The sequence below is a fragment of the Shewanella sp. S1-49-MNA-CIBAN-0167 genome (assembly GCF_040310145.1).
Lineage (GTDB): Bacteria > Pseudomonadota > Gammaproteobacteria > Enterobacterales > Shewanellaceae > Shewanella > Shewanella psychromarinicola.
Map to the genome: position 1 here is coordinate 42,086 of NZ_JBEOPO010000003.1, position 16,914 is coordinate 58,999.

The 16,914-nt window shown below is 43.8% G+C and carries 14 protein-coding genes; 9 read left to right on the forward strand and 5 right to left on the reverse strand.

Annotated elements, in window-relative coordinates; translation table 11 throughout:
* Nucleotides 1-74 precede the first annotated feature (74 nt).
* The 6 genes from coaBC to folE all read left to right on the forward strand — a co-directional run bounded on the left by coaBC (nt 75) and on the right by folE (nt 7,582).
* The gene (gene coaBC / locus AAEZ00_RS02050) at nt 75-1,271 is read left to right on the forward strand and encodes a bifunctional phosphopantothenoylcysteine decarboxylase/phosphopantothenate--cysteine ligase CoaBC (protein ID WP_351088299.1); all 1,197 of its coding nucleotides are present in this window, start codon (nt 75-77) and stop codon (nt 1,269-1,271) included.
* Complete coding sequence (dut, locus tag AAEZ00_RS02055) at nt 1,268-1,726, forward strand: dUTP diphosphatase (RefSeq protein ID WP_351088201.1); 459 nt, start codon at nt 1,268-1,270, stop codon at nt 1,724-1,726. Before coaBC ends, dut begins: the two co-directional genes overlap by 4 nt.
* 35 nt (nt 1,727-1,761) lie before the next feature.
* On the forward strand, nt 1,762-2,355 hold the full coding sequence (gene slmA, locus AAEZ00_RS02060; RefSeq protein ID WP_351088203.1) for a nucleoid occlusion factor SlmA: 594 nt from the start codon (nt 1,762-1,764) through the stop codon (nt 2,353-2,355).
* A gap of 233 nt (nt 2,356-2,588) precedes the next feature.
* Nucleotides 2,589-4,541, forward strand: coding sequence for an alpha/beta hydrolase family protein (locus AAEZ00_RS02065; RefSeq protein WP_351078688.1), 1,953 nt, complete (start codon nt 2,589-2,591; stop codon nt 4,539-4,541).
* A gap of 260 nt (nt 4,542-4,801) precedes the next feature.
* Complete coding sequence (locus tag AAEZ00_RS02070; RefSeq protein ID WP_351078674.1) at nt 4,802-6,751, forward strand: alpha/beta hydrolase family protein; 1,950 nt, start codon at nt 4,802-4,804, stop codon at nt 6,749-6,751.
* A gap of 180 nt (nt 6,752-6,931) precedes the next feature.
* A complete protein-coding gene (gene folE, locus AAEZ00_RS02075) occupies nt 6,932-7,582 on the forward strand; it encodes a GTP cyclohydrolase I FolE (protein ID WP_101033271.1) in 651 nt (216 codons plus the stop codon).
* Between the two features lie 107 nt (nt 7,583-7,689).
* Here folE and pyrE read toward each other — a convergent pair whose 3' ends face one another.
* Complete coding sequence (gene pyrE / locus AAEZ00_RS02080) at nt 7,690-8,331, reverse strand: orotate phosphoribosyltransferase (RefSeq protein WP_351078671.1); 642 nt, start codon at nt 8,329-8,331, stop codon at nt 7,690-7,692.
* A 72-nt stretch (nt 8,332-8,403) separates the two neighbouring features.
* Nucleotides 8,404-9,117 carry a ribonuclease PH gene (rph, locus tag AAEZ00_RS02085; protein ID WP_101033273.1) on the reverse strand — a complete coding sequence of 238 codons (714 nt, stop codon included), beginning with the start codon at nt 9,115-9,117 and terminating at the stop codon, nt 8,404-8,406.
* A gap of 166 nt (nt 9,118-9,283) precedes the next feature.
* Here rph and AAEZ00_RS02090 point away from each other — a divergent pair, with 166 nt between their 5' ends.
* Nucleotides 9,284-10,147, forward strand: coding sequence for a YicC/YloC family endoribonuclease (locus AAEZ00_RS02090; protein ID WP_351078668.1), 864 nt, complete (start codon nt 9,284-9,286; stop codon nt 10,145-10,147).
* Between the two features lie 327 nt (nt 10,148-10,474).
* On the opposite strand, the gene AAEZ00_RS02095 is transcribed toward AAEZ00_RS02090, so the two are convergent.
* Genes AAEZ00_RS02095 through AAEZ00_RS02105 form a run of 3 tightly spaced genes read right to left on the reverse strand, consistent with a single transcriptional unit; the run spans nt 10,475 to nt 14,576 of the window.
* The gene (locus tag AAEZ00_RS02095) at nt 10,475-11,494 is read right to left on the reverse strand and encodes an HlyD family secretion protein (RefSeq protein WP_351088206.1); all 1,020 of its coding nucleotides are present in this window, start codon (nt 11,492-11,494) and stop codon (nt 10,475-10,477) included.
* Between the two features lie 47 nt (nt 11,495-11,541).
* Nucleotides 11,542-13,080 carry an MFS transporter gene (locus AAEZ00_RS02100; protein ID WP_351088208.1) on the reverse strand — a complete coding sequence of 513 codons (1,539 nt, stop codon included), beginning with the start codon at nt 13,078-13,080 and terminating at the stop codon, nt 11,542-11,544.
* On the reverse strand, nt 13,077-14,576 hold the full coding sequence (locus AAEZ00_RS02105) for an efflux transporter outer membrane subunit (protein WP_351088210.1): 1,500 nt from the start codon (nt 14,574-14,576) through the stop codon (nt 13,077-13,079). The genes AAEZ00_RS02100 and AAEZ00_RS02105 overlap by 4 nt, the downstream gene beginning before the upstream one ends.
* A 208-nt stretch (nt 14,577-14,784) precedes the next feature.
* Here AAEZ00_RS02105 and AAEZ00_RS02110 point away from each other — a divergent pair, with 208 nt between their 5' ends.
* Together AAEZ00_RS02110 and AAEZ00_RS02115 are read left to right on the forward strand one after the other, a co-directional pair.
* Nucleotides 14,785-15,423 carry a TetR/AcrR family transcriptional regulator gene (locus AAEZ00_RS02110; protein WP_351088212.1) on the forward strand — a complete coding sequence of 213 codons (639 nt, stop codon included), beginning with the start codon at nt 14,785-14,787 and terminating at the stop codon, nt 15,421-15,423.
* 177 nt (nt 15,424-15,600) lie between these two features.
* A complete protein-coding gene (locus tag AAEZ00_RS02115) occupies nt 15,601-16,824 on the forward strand; it encodes a winged helix-turn-helix domain-containing protein (RefSeq protein WP_351078654.1) in 1,224 nt (407 codons plus the stop codon).
* The last annotated feature ends 90 nt before the right edge of the window (nt 16,825-16,914 follow it).

Genomic DNA, 16,914 nt, shown 5'->3' on the forward strand with positions numbered 1-16,914 from the left:
AGATTGGATCTGCGCCACTTGTCATAGGTTTGTGATATTGTTAGCCGTAATTAGATTTGAGTCGGATAATGTGCATCATGCTGACAAATAAAAAAGTATTACTCGGAATTGGTGGCGGCATTGCCGCCTATAAAAGCGCGGACCTTATTCGCCGTTTAAAAGAGCGTGGCGCGGATGTGCGAGTCATTATGACTCAAAGCGCCATGGCGTTTATCACCCCGTTAACCATACAAGCGCTTTCTGGCAACCCAGTGGCCTCTGACTTGCTTGATCCCGCAGCAGAAGCGGCTATGGGTCATATCGAACTCGCTCGTTGGGCTGAGGTGGTATTAATTGCTCCAGCAACAGCAAACATAATCGCGCGGATCAATGCCGGTATGGCTAATGACTTATTAACCACAACCTGCTTAGCCACCAGTGCGCCTGTCATTGTATGCCCAGCGATGAATCAACAGATGTACCAAAATATTGCCACCCAAGAGAACATGGCCAATTTAGTCCGTAAAGGCCTGATAATTTGGCACCCAGCATCGGGTAGCCAAGCCTGCGGTGAAGTCGGCCCCGGCAGAATGCAAGAGCCCGTGGTTATGGCAGAACAACTGGTACAATTTTTTGGTCCTAAAACACTTCAAGGTCATCAACTACTCATTACTGCTGGGCCAACGCGCGAAGCGATAGACCCTGTGCGTTATATTTCCAACCACAGCTCAGGGAAAATGGGTTTTGCCTTAGCCCAAGCCGCAGCAGAAATGGGCGCCAGCGTAACATTAGTGTCTGGTCCAGTTAACTTGGCAACCCCAGCAGGTGTGACTCGTATTAACGTTGATTCTGCACAGCAAATGCTTAACGCAGTGATGGAACAGGTTGAGCAGCATGATATTTTTATCGGCTGCGCCGCAGTAGCGGATTATCGAATTGCCGATATAGCAGAGCAGAAAATCAAAAAATCAGCCGAAAAAATGCAGCTTGCACTAGTACGTAATCCTGATATCTTAGCCACGGTTGCTGAGCACACACCTCGACCTTTTACTGTCGGTTTTGCAGCAGAAACTAACGATGTGGAGCAATACGCTCGCGGTAAATTACAACGCAAAAAGCTCGATATGATTGCCGCTAACGATGTTTCTATTCAAGGCTTAGGCTTTAATGCCGATAGCAATGCACTACAGGTATTTTGGCAACACGGCAGCCAACAACTGCCAGCAACAGACAAACTAACACTGGCGCGCCAATTACTCTCATTAATAGAAAAACAATTAAAAAAATCATGAAAACACCCATTGAACTAAAAATTCTCGACTCGCGTATTGGCAATGAATTTCCATTGCCAGCCTACGCAACTCCCGGTAGCGCAGGCATGGACTTACGTGCCATGACCGACACCACTATGGTGATTGAACCTGGCCAAACGGTATTAATTCCAACGGGTATTGCCATTCATGTGGCCGACCCAAGCCTTGCCGCGGTTATCTTGCCACGCTCAGGTATGGGTCATAAACATGGCATCGTTTTGGGTAATTTAGTGGGCTTAATTGACTCCGATTACCAAGGGCCATTAATGGTGTCATGTTGGAACCGAAGTGATAAACCATTCACGCTCGAAATAGGCGATCGTTTAGCCCAATTGATGTTTGTACCTGTGGTACAGGCAACATTTACCTTAGTGGATGAGTTTAATCTCTCAGATCGTGGAGAAGGCGGATTTGGTCACTCAGGAACCAAATAATCTTTTCTAGTCGTCACTGAGCCAAGGAACAGATAATGGCTGAAAGCCCTAAAATGAATCGTCGTGAGCATATTTTACAATGCTTAGCAAAAATGCTCGAAACCAGCCCAGGCCAACGAATTACCACAGCTAAACTTGCTGCCGAAGTCGGTGTATCAGAAGCGGCATTGTATCGTCATTTCCCCAGTAAAGCGCGGATGTTCGAAGGCTTAATCGAGTTTATTGAAGATGCGATATTATCGCGCTTAAACCTCATCATGGATGAAGAAAAAGACACCATGGCCCGCTGTCAGTTAGTACTGCAGTTATTACTGGTCTTCTCTGAACGTAATCCTGGTATTTCACGGGTATTAAATGGCGATGCTCTGCTGGGTGAAAACGAACGTTTACGTAGCCGAATCGATGTGCTATTTGCCAAAATTGAAACCCAAATAAAACAAATTCTGCGCGAAAAGACTTTACGCGAAGGCGTAGGCTTTAACCTCGACGAAGCCGTTCTCGCCAATCTATTACTCGCTTTTGTAGAAGGCAGAATTTCACAGTTTGTCCGCAGCGAATTTAAACAAAAACCAACGCTCCACTTTGATGAGCAATGGACCTTTATTCAGCAGCAATTATTAAGAAGCTAATATCGCATAGATAAAGGATCTAGTTCGGTCCTTTTTCGGCCAATGCTACTGACTCTTCCTTTACCCTTAAACCGTATCAAATCGAATATTTATACCACATAAAAACAAAGTAAGAACGAAGTAAGAACGAAGTAAGAACGAAGTAAGAACGAAGTAAGAACGAAGTAAGAACGAAGTAAGATCGAATGATTAAACAAGGATGTCTCATGATTTTCACCAAATACCTAACCATTATGTTACTTGTCTGTGGTGGCCTATTCACCCATGCATTTGCTGCAGAAAGTCTTTCTACTGCACAGCTATTTAGCCGAGGGGCTGAATTTAGCAATGTAAAAATATCTCCAACAGGCGAATATATTAGTGCAATAACCAAGCACGATGGCAAAGACAAACTACTGATATTAAATGCTAAAACAAAACAAATACATCACGCGATATTTTTCCCTAGCAATGCCCAAGTGGGTGATTACGCTTGGGTAAATAATGAACGAATCGTCTTGCAAAAAGAATACTTAAAAGGTTGGAGTGACGTACCGCTGTATTATGGTGAGCTAATGGCTGTTAATGCCGATGGATCAAGAGCAACTTACCTTTTTGGTTTTAATAGCGGCGAGCAACAAACTGGCTCACATCTGAAAAAAAATACCCCGATAAGAGCAACTGCTTTTATTTTAGATCCCCTCCCCGATGACGACCGCTATATGCTCGTCAATGCAATCCCATGGAATGAGTCGAATTCTTTAAACTATGAATTATCACAAACTGTATACCGTGTAAATTTATACAAAGGGTTCCGCAGAAAAGTCACCACTTCGCCTATAGGTTACTCTCGATTTTTAACCGATCATGATGGTGAAGTACGCTTTGTTGCAGGCGAAGATGAAAACAACATAACAAAAGTATTTTATCGTCAAGACCGCGAATGGCTTAACACCGATAAGCTCAAACTCAATTTAGATGATTTCTACCCAATATCTTTTGCCGAAAATAAAAACAGTATTTATGCAGCAGCTCGGGTAAAAGGCGAAACCTTAGGGATTTATGAAATAAATCTAGAAACAGGTGAAAAAACACAAATTATTAAAGATGACAAAAGTGATCCCAGTAATTACTGGATAAACCAAACGACCAAAAAACTCTATGCAGTTGAATTTGAAAATGGTTATCCGTCTTACGCTTTCGTCAATCCAGAAGACAGTCATTCAAAATTGCTAAAACAGTTGCTCGCATCATTACCTGGCCATCAAGTTCGTATCGTTAGCGAAACTCGTCATTCAGAAAAACTCATCGTGGTGGCATTTAACGATCGGAATCCTGGTGATTATTATATATTTGATACCGAGGCGCTCACACTCCAACACTTAGCCTCTGCCAAGAAATGGCTCGACCCAACGCGAATGTCAGAAGTGAAGCCAATTAGTTTTACCAGCCGAGACGGTAAAATAATTAACGGTTATTTAACATTACCTTATGGTAAAGAAGCGACAAACCTCCCTCTTGTGGTCAACCCCCATGGTGGTCCGCATGGAATAAGAGATGAATGGGGATTTAATACTCAAAACCAAATGCTAGCAAATCAAGGGATGGCGGTATTACAAGTCAATTTCCGTGGTTCAGGTGGTTTTGGACAAAATTTTGAACAAGCTGGATTCCAAAAATGGGGTTCAGAAGTACAATATGACATTCTCGACGCCACTCATTACGTCATTGAGCAAGGTTATGTAGATAAAAACCGTATCTGTATTTCTGGTGGTAGTTTTGGGGGTTATAGTGCATTGCAAAGCGCAATACTTGAACCAGATCTGTTCAAATGCGCTATCGGTTTTGCAGGGATTTATAATTTAGAGTTAATGTTCGATGAAGGAGATATTGCAAGTAGTGCTTCGGGAACTAGTTACCTTAAAAATGTTTTAGGTCAAAATAGTGAAGTACTAAGAGCGATGTCTCCCTCAGAGAATGTAGATAAGCTTAAAGCAAACTTGCTTCTAGTACATGGCGGTGACGATGAACGAGCGCCCATTGAACAGCTAGAATCATTAGAAAAAGCCCTTAAAGCACGTGATTATCCCTATGAAAAACTGGTGATGGATGATGAAGGCCATGGTTTCTACAATGATGACAATCGTGCCCAATATTATGAAAAAATGCTTCTATTCCTTAAAAAGAACCTAAACATTAAATCGTAATGAGCTAATAAATATTATTTCAACAAGCCGAGACTCAGTTAACGGGGGGTCGGCTTTTTTGTGCCTGTTTTATGACTTTCAAGCAAATTCTACTGCGCAAAGAGGCCAATAAAATGGGTATTAACATAAATTAAAAGTCGTAATACACGTTCATATTCTACCTCATTTCAATGAATAAATAGTGAGTACGTATTGCTCTGATCACTTGAATTAAATACAATACCGTTACACTTTTAACATTTATTACACGGATTGTAGTCATGCTGCGTATTTTATACCTCACTTGCTGTTTGCTTATTCTTTTTACCTCTCACACTTTTGCTAGTCCTCAGATCAAAGATTTTAGTGCTGATTCCGAATTCTCTGAAGTCAAAATATCACCCGATGGTAAACACCTTGGCGTTATTTTAATTGAAGATGAAAAGCGCACCCTATTAATCCTAAACCTTGAAACCATGAAGCCGACTAATGCAGTCAAATTTAGTGGTGATGAAGAAGTTGGTAGTTACTATTGGGTGAATGATGAGCGGATTGTATTACAAAAACTCTATAAGCACGCACAACGTGAGGTTTCTGATTATTACGGGGAGTTACTGGCGGTAAATTATGACGGCAGCAAATCTAAGTACCTGTTCGGTTATAATGGCGGTTCCTCAACTGGCACAAGCATTTCCAGTAATGAAACTATCCGAGCAAGCGCATTTGTTTTAGACACGTTAAAAGATGATGATAAATATATCTATGTTATGGCATATCCTTGGAATGGCCTTAACTATTCTTACACCCTTGTATACCGAGTCAATGTCTATTCCGGTAAACGCAAACGCCTTACCACGTCACCTATCGCCAATGCAGGTTTCCTTGTTGATAATAAAGAAGACGTTCGCTTTAGCTTTGCACGAGATAACAAAAACGATGATCAGCTCTTCTACTATGAAAATGGTGAATGGGTTGATGCTGAAAGAATAAAAGGCGGACTAACAGATTTCTACCCTATTTCGTTCACCGAAGACAACAAATCAATTTATGCTATTGCACACGGTGAAGGCGCTACTCAGGCGATTTATGAAGTAGAACTTGCAACGGCGAAACATAAAAAAATCATCCAACATGATGTTGTTGACCCATTTATGACTTGGATTAGCGGACAAACAAACACACTCTACGCGGTAGAGTTTGAAAACGGTTACCCAGAATACCAATTTGTCGATACCGAAAGTGCTAAAGCCAAAGCATTGCAGCAGCTTATGGCAGCAATTCCTGATCATCGTATTCGTATCGTAAGCGAAACCATCGACGGTAACACACTCATCGTTGCGGCAATGAATGATAAAAACTCGGGTGACTACTATCTGTTTGATCGTAAAAAACTCAAACTCAAATTCCTGTTTGCTGGAAATGCAGCACTTGACCCAAGCGAGATGTCTGAAGTACGCCCCATCAGTTTCACAAATCGTGACGGTGTAACGATCCATGGTTATTTAACCCTTCCAAGTGGCATTAAAGATCATAAAAATATGCCACTTGTAGTTAACCCTCATGGTGGCCCGCACGGTCCACGCGACTTATGGGTATTTAATCCAGAAAATCAATTACTCGCACAAAATGGAATAGCGGTATTACAAGTTAACTTCCGAGGTTCAGGTGGATACGGTAAAGCGTTTGAGGAGTCAGGCTACCTCGCATGGGGAAGTAAAATTCAATATGACATTATCGACGCAACTCAATATGTTATTGACCAAGGTTATGTAGATAAAGATAGAGTGTGTATTTCTGGTGGTAGTTTTGGCGGATATTCAGCACTAATCAGCCCGATGTTAGCACCCGATATGTTCAAATGCGCCATTGGTGTTGCCGGAGTATACGACTTAGAACAAATGTATAACACAGGCGATATTCCAGACTCTTATGGTGGGGAAGCATTTTTAAAAGAAGTGCTCGGTACAAATACCCAACAACTACAGACAATGTCGCCAACCCACAATGTCAGCAAGCTCAAGGCCAAAGTGTTATTAATTCATGGTGAAGAAGATGAACGTGCACCCATAGAGCAATTTGAAGCAATGGAAAAAGCCTTAAATCAAGCCAATTACCCATTCCAAAAAGAAATCTGGGAAAAAGAAGGTCATGGCTTCTACAATGCCGAAAATCGCGCTAAATATTATGAAATAATGCTTAAATTCATCAAAGAGAATCTAAACGTTAAATAGTCATAGCCAAAGCGTTTACACCTCAAAAAGCCGATACCCGACTAAAAGGGTCGGCTTTTTTATCGTCTACAGTGTTAATTTGCAACGAATCACGTTATTCTCCATTCCCCTTATGGCATAAGCGTCCTAAGGCTTTTTAAGATATACTTATCGCAGTATGACAGGGTTGTTGGAGGATATATGGCACTAAGTGAAGCCGCAATAAAAGTACAAGCCGCGCTGAAAGATCGTGGGCTAGAAACACCTATGTTGCCAAAAACCTCGACGCCAGAACAACGTAAGGTAAAAATTGAGCATCATATGAGAGAGATCCTGACATTAATGTCATTGGATTTATCAGATGACAGCTTAGTCGATACCCCTCGGCGTATTGCAAAAATGTATGTCGATGAAATATTCTCAGGCCTAGATTATGAAAACTTCCCCAAGATCACTGTTATCGAAAACAAAATGGGTGTCGATGAAATGGTGCGGGTGCAAGACATCAGTCTGACCAGCACCTGCGAGCATCACCTAGTGACCATTGATGGATTAGCCACAGTAGCCTACTTACCCCGCAGCAAAATTATTGGCTTATCGAAAATTAATCGTATCGTACGATTTTTTTCCCAACGCCCACAAGTGCAAGAGCGCTTAACCCAGCAAGTGTTAGTGGCACTGCAAACCCTACTTGAAACCAAAGACGTAGCGGTAAAAATGGATGCAGTACATTACTGCGTTAAATCACGTGGCGTGATGGATTCAACCAGCTCAACGACCACCACGGCATTGGGCGGCGTGTTTAAATCTAACCCTGCGACACGTGCCGAGTTTTTACATCTGGTAAAATAGGCTATGACTCAGTGTTATTGCCAATAAAAAAACGCAGCCGACTAACGCAGCCATCTAAGGCTGCGTTGTTGTTTAGGATGATAAATAGAAAAGATTAACAGAAAAGATTAAATCCCGTATTGCTCACGATAAGCGCTAACGGATGCTAACTCAGCTTCCATGCCCGGTTTTTCAGACAAGTAACAGATTAAATCAGCCAACTTAATAATCGACACAATTTGGCAGCCAAAGTCGCGCTCAACTTCTTGGATCGCCGACAACTCACCCGGGCCTTTTTCTTGACGATCTAATGCAATCAATACACCGGCAAGCTGTGCATTATGGGCATTAATAATCTCCATCGACTCACGAATAGCGGTACCTGCAGTGATCACATCATCCACCAGCATCACTTTGCCTTTGAGCTCGCTGCCCACCAAACTGCCACCTTCGCCGTGGGTTTTGGCTTCTTTGCGGTTGAAACAATAGGGAATGTCCACATCGTGATGATCGCACAAGGCAACTGCGGTGGTAGTCGCAATCGGAATACCTTTGTACGCAGGGCCAAATAACAAATCGAACTCAATACCCGAGTCCATTAACGCCGCGGCATAAAAACGGCCTAAACGTGCCAAGTCTTTACCCGTATTAAACAGTCCAGCATTAAAGAAGTACGGGCTAGTACGGCCAGATTTAAGGGTAAACTCACCAAAACGTAACACTTGGCGGGCTAAAGCAAACTCAATAAATTCGCGTTGATAGGCTTTCACGGTTAGTCCTCTATGATCAATTTTCAGGCTAAAAAAAAGGACCGTAATCGGTCCTCATTTTTCAACTGCATATTAACTTAATGCGGCTTTTTGCACATCGACAATTTCGCGAATACTGTTTTTAGCTAACACTAACAACTCAAGCAACTCTTCATGGCTGAATGGCTCGCCTTCTGCAGTACCTTGAATTTCAATAATTTTACCGGTTTCGGTCATCACTACGTTCATATCAGTTTCTGCAGCGCTGTCTTCAATGTATTCTAAATCACTGATCGTTTCGCCTTTATAAATACCCACGCTCACAGCGGCAATTAAAAACTTAAGCGGGTTAGCTTTAATAATGCCTTTGCCACGCGCCCAGTTAAGCGCATCAACCAATGCCACACACGCACCCGTAATGGCAGCAGTACGCGTACCACCATCAGCTTGAATCACATCACAATCGATAACGATAGTGTTTTCACCCAATAATTTCATATCAACCGCAGCACGTAATGCGCGGCCAATTAAACGTTGGATCTCTTGAGTACGGCCAGATTGCTTACCACGAGCGGCCTCACGGTCCATACGGCTATGAGTTGAACGCGGTAACATACCGTATTCAGCTGTTACCCAACCTTGACCCTGACCTTTAAGAAAACGCGGCACGCCTTCGGTAAAGCTCGCGGTACATAACACTTTTGTGTCGCCAAATTCGACTAAAACAGAGCCTTCAGCATGTGCAGTAAAAGAACGCGTAATAGTGATCGGGCGAGTTTGAGCAGGTGTACGGTTACTTGGGCGCATGAAAAGTCCTGTAGTCGATTTTAGATCATATTTGAGGGCGTATTATAGAGCTTCATGCCGTTAGATACTATGCCAAGCCAAAAATCTATCGACTAATCCTTTAACCTAGTCACCTAAAACGGCTATAATCAACCCACATTCGCGTAATAATATAACAGGACATTTCATGATCCAAAGCATGACAGCTTTCGCTCGTATCGAGCACAAAGCACAATGGGGTACCGCCTCATGGGAAATCCGCTCAGTCAACCAGCGCTACTTAGAAACCTACCTGCGCCTACCTGAGCAGTTTCGCAGCTTTGAACCTGTCTTACGCGATCGTCTACGTAAACGCCTAAACCGCGGCAAAGTAGAAGTTAATTTACGTTATGAACTCGTCGACAGCAGCAATAATGAATTGCAACTTAATCAAGACTTAGCCAAGCAATTGCTTAACGCTGCCAATTGGTTAAAGCAAGAAGCCGGACAAGGCGAACTTAGCCTAACTGACGTATTGCGCTGGCCTGGAGTTCTCTCCGCAGCGGAACAAGATATGGACAGCATGGGTGCCGAGCTAATGACCGCGTTTGACAGCGCTGTCGATCAGTTTATCGAAGCCCGTGGCCGCGAAGGCGAAGCGATTAAAGACATGCTACTGACTCGCTTAGACGGCGTTATGAAGCAAGTGACGATTGTGCGTGAACACATGCCAACCGTGATGCAGTACCAACGCGAAAAACTCACTAATCGCTTAGCAGACATCGTCGGCGAATTAGACTCTACCCGTGTAGAACAGGAAATGGTACTGCTGGCGCAAAAACAAGATGTCGCCGAAGAAATGGACCGTCTTGAAGCCCACGTCACCGAAGCCCGCCGCATCCTCAAAAAGGGTGGCAGCGAAGGCCGTCGTTTAGACTTTATGATGCAAGAATTTAATCGCGAATCAAATACCTTAGCCTCAAAATCCATTAGCGCCGAAATCACCTCGGCCGCAGTAGAGTTAAAAGTATTGATTGAGCAAATGCGCGAGCAAATTCAAAACGTCGAATAACTTTTTTGGCTCCAACATTTGTAACGTAAAAACATTAAGCCCAGTATTTGCTGGGCTTAATGTTGTTAATGTTTTAAATAGGGATGAATTAAGCCAAGATATAAACGATCAATAATAACCAAGGTTGCCACCATTAAATGACCACTAACACGCTATAGCGCGTAAAAAAACGTCAACAATGGTCTGTCATACTCTCTTGCCAGCTCAAGCTCGATCCTAGTTATAAACCAGCAACCCTTAATGTCGTGACCAAATGGCCAAGACTAAAACTCACACCCAAGTAGCAAAGATGAATATCGCTAAATCTGGCGGTTATTAAAGCTAAATCTAGCCGTTATTAGTACTAATAGTGGGTACCACTGACATGCCGACACGTAGTTGAGCGGTATCAGCTTGCCCGTCATCAATGTTGATTTTAACCTGTAAACGCTGAACAATTTTGGTAAAGTTACCTGTCGCATTATGGGGTGCCACCGCAGAATAACTGACGCCACTGGCTGGTGCGATACTATCAACATGGCCTGTTAATACTGTACCCGGTAATGCATCTACCGCTATGTTCACCACTTGGCCTGCGGTTACATTCGCCAGTTGAGTTTCTCTAAAATTAGCATACACATAAACCTCATCAAGCGGCACCACAGCCAATAGCGGTACCCCAGGATTAACATAGCTGCCAACTCGTAGCGATTTTTTACCCACTATACCGTCAATTGGCGCACTAATTTGAGTATATGATAACGTCAAATTGGCCACATCTAATATCGAATTAGCTTGCTGTAGAACAGCCTTAGCTTTATCAATATCGGCATATTGAATATCTTTATCTTGCTTAGCCGCCAGTAAACCCGCCTCGTTTTTGCGTAAGTTAGCTTGCTGAATACTCACTTGCGCTTCAGCTTCTTGTCGCGCCTGCACAGTGCCAGAACCGTCTAACGCCAAGTTGCGATAACGCTCAAGGTTAAAATTAGCCAATTTAAGCGCAAAAAAATTGGCATCTAACGTTGCCCGAGCTTGTTCAATGACCGATGCCTGATGGATAAGCCTAGCCTGCAGGCTGTTAATACTGGCTTGCGCACTAACCACTTGTGCTGCAGCGGTTTTCACTGCGGCAACAAAATCACGGTCGTCAATGATGGCAATAATATCGCCCTGCTTGACCACCTGATTGTCATTAACCAATACCTGGCTAATTTTACCGGCGATTTGGGGCGCCACTATGGTGAAATCGGCTTGAATATACGCGTCATCGGTCGATTGTGTTGCACTCGCTGACTCGGGTGTGTTGAGGTAAAAAATACCACCAATCGCTACCACTAATAAACTGGCTACTACGGTGACTTTCATTGATTTAGATAATGCGATTTGTAATTACTCACTTGAAAAATATAAACTTAAGATTTGCTAAGATCCGGTGCTGGCACATGAGTCATCATAAATGCCAACGGGATTAACATTAGTGCCAAAACACCCAGTACCCAATAAGCATCAATCACAGACAACACCATAGATTGCTGTGCCACTGCAGTGCCCAGTGCCGATACATCTAAGGCTTGTGGAATCGAACCATCTACTAGGCCAGCATGATCAAGTAACATCTCGCTATGAAATCGACTGCGTACCGTCATTAATTGGCCAACCACCGCCCCACCAATAAGCGAACCAAATACTCTAAAGGTGTTGATAGCCCCAGAAAAATACGGGCCTTCACTGGCGTGTAAAACACTGGTCATTAAAAATAAAATCGACACCACGGCCATAGGCTGACCCAAGGCTTGGAGTAACTGAGTAAAAATAAATTGGTCGCGGTTCCACTGCGGTGTAAGCTGCGCGCCAGAAAAACAAGCCAAGGCAATAAGCACTAAACCCAACGCCAAAATAGCCCGCGCATCGACCCACTTTTGATATAAAAGAAAAGCAACCACAGACCCTAACACTAACTGCGGCAGGGCAATTAATAACCCTATAGGCGCAATTTGCATCGCCCGGTAATCTTGTAACCCTGCCAAGTAGCTAGCGGGAAGTAACGATCCTGACATCAGTACTACAAGTAAAAAAGTTAACAAAATAGTGCCAATAAATAGGTTTCGACGGCCCATTAATTGAGGTTTAATAAACGGAGCATGATGATGCCACTCGGTGAACGTATAACTGCCAAACAATATAAGCCCGCCGATTAACGACACCACAATCAAAGGTGAATTAAACCAATCTAGGCGCACACCTTGATCCAGCGCGATAGTGAGCAATAACAACGATGCCACCCCGCAAACCATTCCCAACCAATTACCTTCAGAAAATCGATCATACTTGACCTTTTCATGTGGTAAGCCCCACCCGACAAATAACCCCGCCAAGGCGCACAAAGGAATAACCTGCCAATATATCCAGCGCCAGTCAGACAAACCGTCAGTCCACATACCGGTTAACCAAATCGAAAGATTAGGCGCAAAAGTCGCGGTCATCGCATACAGCGCCAAGCCATGTAAACGAATATGTGGCGGAAGAAACTTAAGTGCCGCCATCATCAGAAGAGGGATCAAGGCACCACTACTAATGCCTTGTACAAAACGTAATGCAATCAGTAAATTTAGGTTTTGAATAAAAGGCAAAATGGCCGCAATTAGCGCACAAATAAACACCATCGACAGATGAAAACGCCTAACCGACAAGGTAATAGCAAACCAAGCCGCAAACGGCATAGCAATCAGTTCACCCATGGCATATGCGGTCGAAAGCCAAGAGCCATCGTCTGAGCTGACGCCCATCACACCACGCACATCAGCTAAACCGAGCGCACCAACCCGATTGTTTAAGCCCGACATCATGGCCGCAATAAAAATACCAATTAGCCCAGCAATAACCTGCTTTGGCAAACCGGCTTTGTGTGTAGGAGCTGCGGCGACTTGATCAGGAAGTACTGCAGAGTTCATTTAGCCTCCCCAAGTGCGGCGACAGATATGGCGCCATCGTTTGCTTGCATAAGGCTGTTATTCCAACCACCACCCAGTGCTTTATACAAGGTCACCACGGCCATTTCAGCTTGAGTTGTACTGTTATTAAGTTGAATCTGGCTATTGAACACATTGCTTTGTTGCTGCAACACACTTAAATAATCGCTGCTACCTTGTTGATAGTTTCGCTCAACCATACTCAGTGCTTGCTCAATGAAATGGTGGGCAATCGATAATCTTTGATGCTGACTCTGCTGTGCACGCCAAGCATCAATCGAGTTATCAACCTCATGCCAAGCTCCAAGCACGGTTTGACGATAATTCAACGCCGAGCTTTTCTGTTGCTCTTTGGTTAATTCAAGTTGTTGAGTCAACTTACCACCGGAAAAAATGGGTAAATACACCTTAGGGCCAAGAGAAAATGAGCGAGAATCCCACCCCAGTAAATCACTGCTATCAAAAGACTCAACCCCAAGGCTGCCAGACAAGGTAATACGAGGATAAAAATCAGCTTCTGCAACGCCAATGGCCGCAACCGACGCATGTAAACGTGCTTGCGCTTCAAGAATATCCGGACGACGTTGCGCTAAGTCCGATGACCATTCAAGTGGCACGCCACTGGGCAGTTGCATGCGATAATCCGAGGTTGCTAACAATTCGTCTAGCGCTCGCGGCTGTTCACCAAGTAACAATGCCAGAGCATTCATTAGTTTATTACTGCCCATGGTCAACTCAGGAAGCGTCGCCTCAAGTGTGGCTAGCTTTGTTTGCGCCGTAATGGTGTCAAAATGTGTGCCTACGCCATTGGTTTCGCGGCTTAATACCAATGCCAACGCACGCTTAGCTATCGATTGTTTTTCAAGGGTTATAGCTAATTGGGCTTGCGCATTACGCAGTAACAAATACGTTTTGGCCACTTCGGCAGATAAGCTGACACGCATCGCTTCACGTTGGTACATCGACGCCTCAAGTCTTGCGTTCGCGCCTTCGGTTGCACGCTGTGCTCGGCCCCATAAGTCAAGCTCCCAACTGGCATCAAAACCTGCAGTCCAATAATTAGTCGCCGCTGACGGTGCACCCAACCCCACCATTTTACCGTTTTCACTGTTACCTTCACGGGCATAACTCGCATTGGAAGCAACACGTATTTGCTGATCTGCCGCGGTAATACCTAATGCTGCACGGCTTTGTGCAATGCGGCTACCAGCCATTTGCAAATCCAAATTACCAGATTGAGCTTTCGACTCGAGCGATGTCAAAATGGGATCGTTAAACATTGCCCACCACTGCCAACCGACATCTTGACTGTTTTGAGACGGGTTTAAACCATAATCGGTTCTAGGCGTTAACGTCTGTGCAATTTCATGGTTTGGTATTTCAAAATCTGGCCCTACCGCACACCCTGACAGCATCGCCAACGACACCATCATGGTTATTGCATAACTTGAAGGACGAATATTTTTGCAATTAGACATCGTTTTTCACTCTCGTTAATCCACAATCAAAACTAAACTGTACCGCTCGGTTCAATGCAAAGGCAATAAAAAATCGTTGGTTAGCACTAAGGCATCACTCAACGAAACATTTAGCGTCTACTTCTTAAAATTGAATCAAGCAATTGAACTGTACCGTACGGTTTGATATGGTGTCAGTATCAGGCATTATTGTCAAGAGGACAAATCGATGAACGTTCCACAAACTGTCGCTCAACTAAATTTAGATCTGGGTCCCAAAGCACGTACCGTCATACATGCAGCCAGTAAGATTTTTTTAACCCATGGCTTTAATGGCGCTACAACCGATATGATCCAACGCGAAGCGGGGGTATCAAAGTCGACGGTATATGCTCATTTTGCCAATAAAGAAACGTTATTTTTGGCCGTCATTCAAAATGAATGCGCCATGTTTACAGCATCAATCCAAGACATTGAATTTACCCCAGGTAATATCAACCAAAGCCTACGACTGTTAGGTCACGCTTACCTCAACGTCATCTTGTCAGACTCCGCCCTAGCACTGTACCGCATCGTTGTCGCCGAAGCGCCCCGCTTTCCGTCGCTTGGCCACATGTTTTATCGGTCTGGCCCTAATGTTGTGAAATCCATGGTGGCTACCTGTTTATCTCACGCCAACAACGCCAATGAAATTAATTTAAACGATATTAACGAACAAGAAGCGGCAGAAGTATTTATTGCCTTGATGCGCAGTGAATTGCATTTGTATCGTTTAACTCACCCAGATAAGCCCGTAGAACCCAGCTTACAAGAACGTTGGACAGAAATTGCTATCATGACTTTTGTGCGCGCATATGGGGTGCATTAATTTATCAGATTGATAAGGCTCAAATACGTTAACATGACAAGCGTTACTGCCAAGTCGTCAAAAACGCCTCAAAAAATGCATCATGCAAGCAAACAAATGCACACCTTTGATACACTTATGTGTGCACTGCGGCCTAATGTCGACTATGTTATCGATTACTTATCAAAAAGGCATTTAATGACAAACCCCTACTCAGCTAAGCAGTGGCTCCAACTCAATATGCAGCAACAAGGGTTATTACAACCCGCCACCTCGTTAAGCGCATTACTGCAGCAATTAAGTTATGTGCAAATCGACTCGATTAATGTGGTCGAACGCGCGCATCATCATGTATTACACACTCGCCTGCCCGATTATTCGACCACCATGCTTGACCAGGCAATGCGCAATAAAACCGTATTTGAATATTGGTCACATGCGGCCGCATATCTGCCCATCGATGATTACCGTTTTAGCCTATATCGCAAGCAGCATTTACAACAAGGTGGCACACATTGGTTTGAACCCGAACATAAAGTCATGCGCGAAGTTAAAGCCCGTATTAGCAGCGAGGGTCCATTAAAATCCAGTCAGTTTACCCATAGATCAGATACCCCCAATGGCACTTGGTGGGACTGGAAACCGGCAAAAAAAGCCCTTGAGCAATTGTTTATGCAAGGCGAGTTAATGGTCGCTAGGCGCGACAAGTTTCAAAAGGTGTATGACTTAACCGAGCGAGTACTCCCCAAGCATATCGACACTACAGTACCTAGTGATACCGAATTTGCCCAACACTTGATCCACCGTTATTTATCCGCCCACGGCTTTGGTAATTTGCAGCAAATACAATATTTACGCAAAGGCCTTAAACCGCTACTCAGTAAAACATTGGCGCAAATGTGCGAGCAAGGTGATATCGCCAGCTTTACTGCATCCAGCTCCAACACACAACAAGTTTACTTTTACCAACCTCAGCATCAATTACCGATAAAGATACCCAATAAAGTCTGGCTGCTTAATCCGTTTGATAATTTAGTCATTCAACGCCAAAAGCTTAAGCAGTGGTTTGGGTTTAACTATCAAATCGAAGTGTATGTGCCTGAAGCAAAACGTCAATTTGGCTATTACTCACTGCCTATCCTCTGGCGCGACCGCTTTGTTGGCCGTGTTGATGTTAAAGCCGACCGTAAAAATCAGTGCTTGTTACTGCAACAAATCAGCTTTGAAGCAGATGCTTTTGATGATCACTCTACAGATATAAGCATGAGTGACACTACCGATAGAGAGGCGTTTATAGCCGCATTTGTCGATGCCATTGAACACTATGCAACATTCAACAACTGCCAGCGCTGGCAACTGGTGCAATGTAACGACGCAGCCATTCGTTATTTATTGGTTAAAGCCAGTAAGCATAGGCCGTGATTGACAGATAAAAACGGCTTGTGTGACTTATCAATCGTAATGAATCGTTGTTCAGTATTTAGCTTGTTTAACGAAAAACGTCCACTCTTA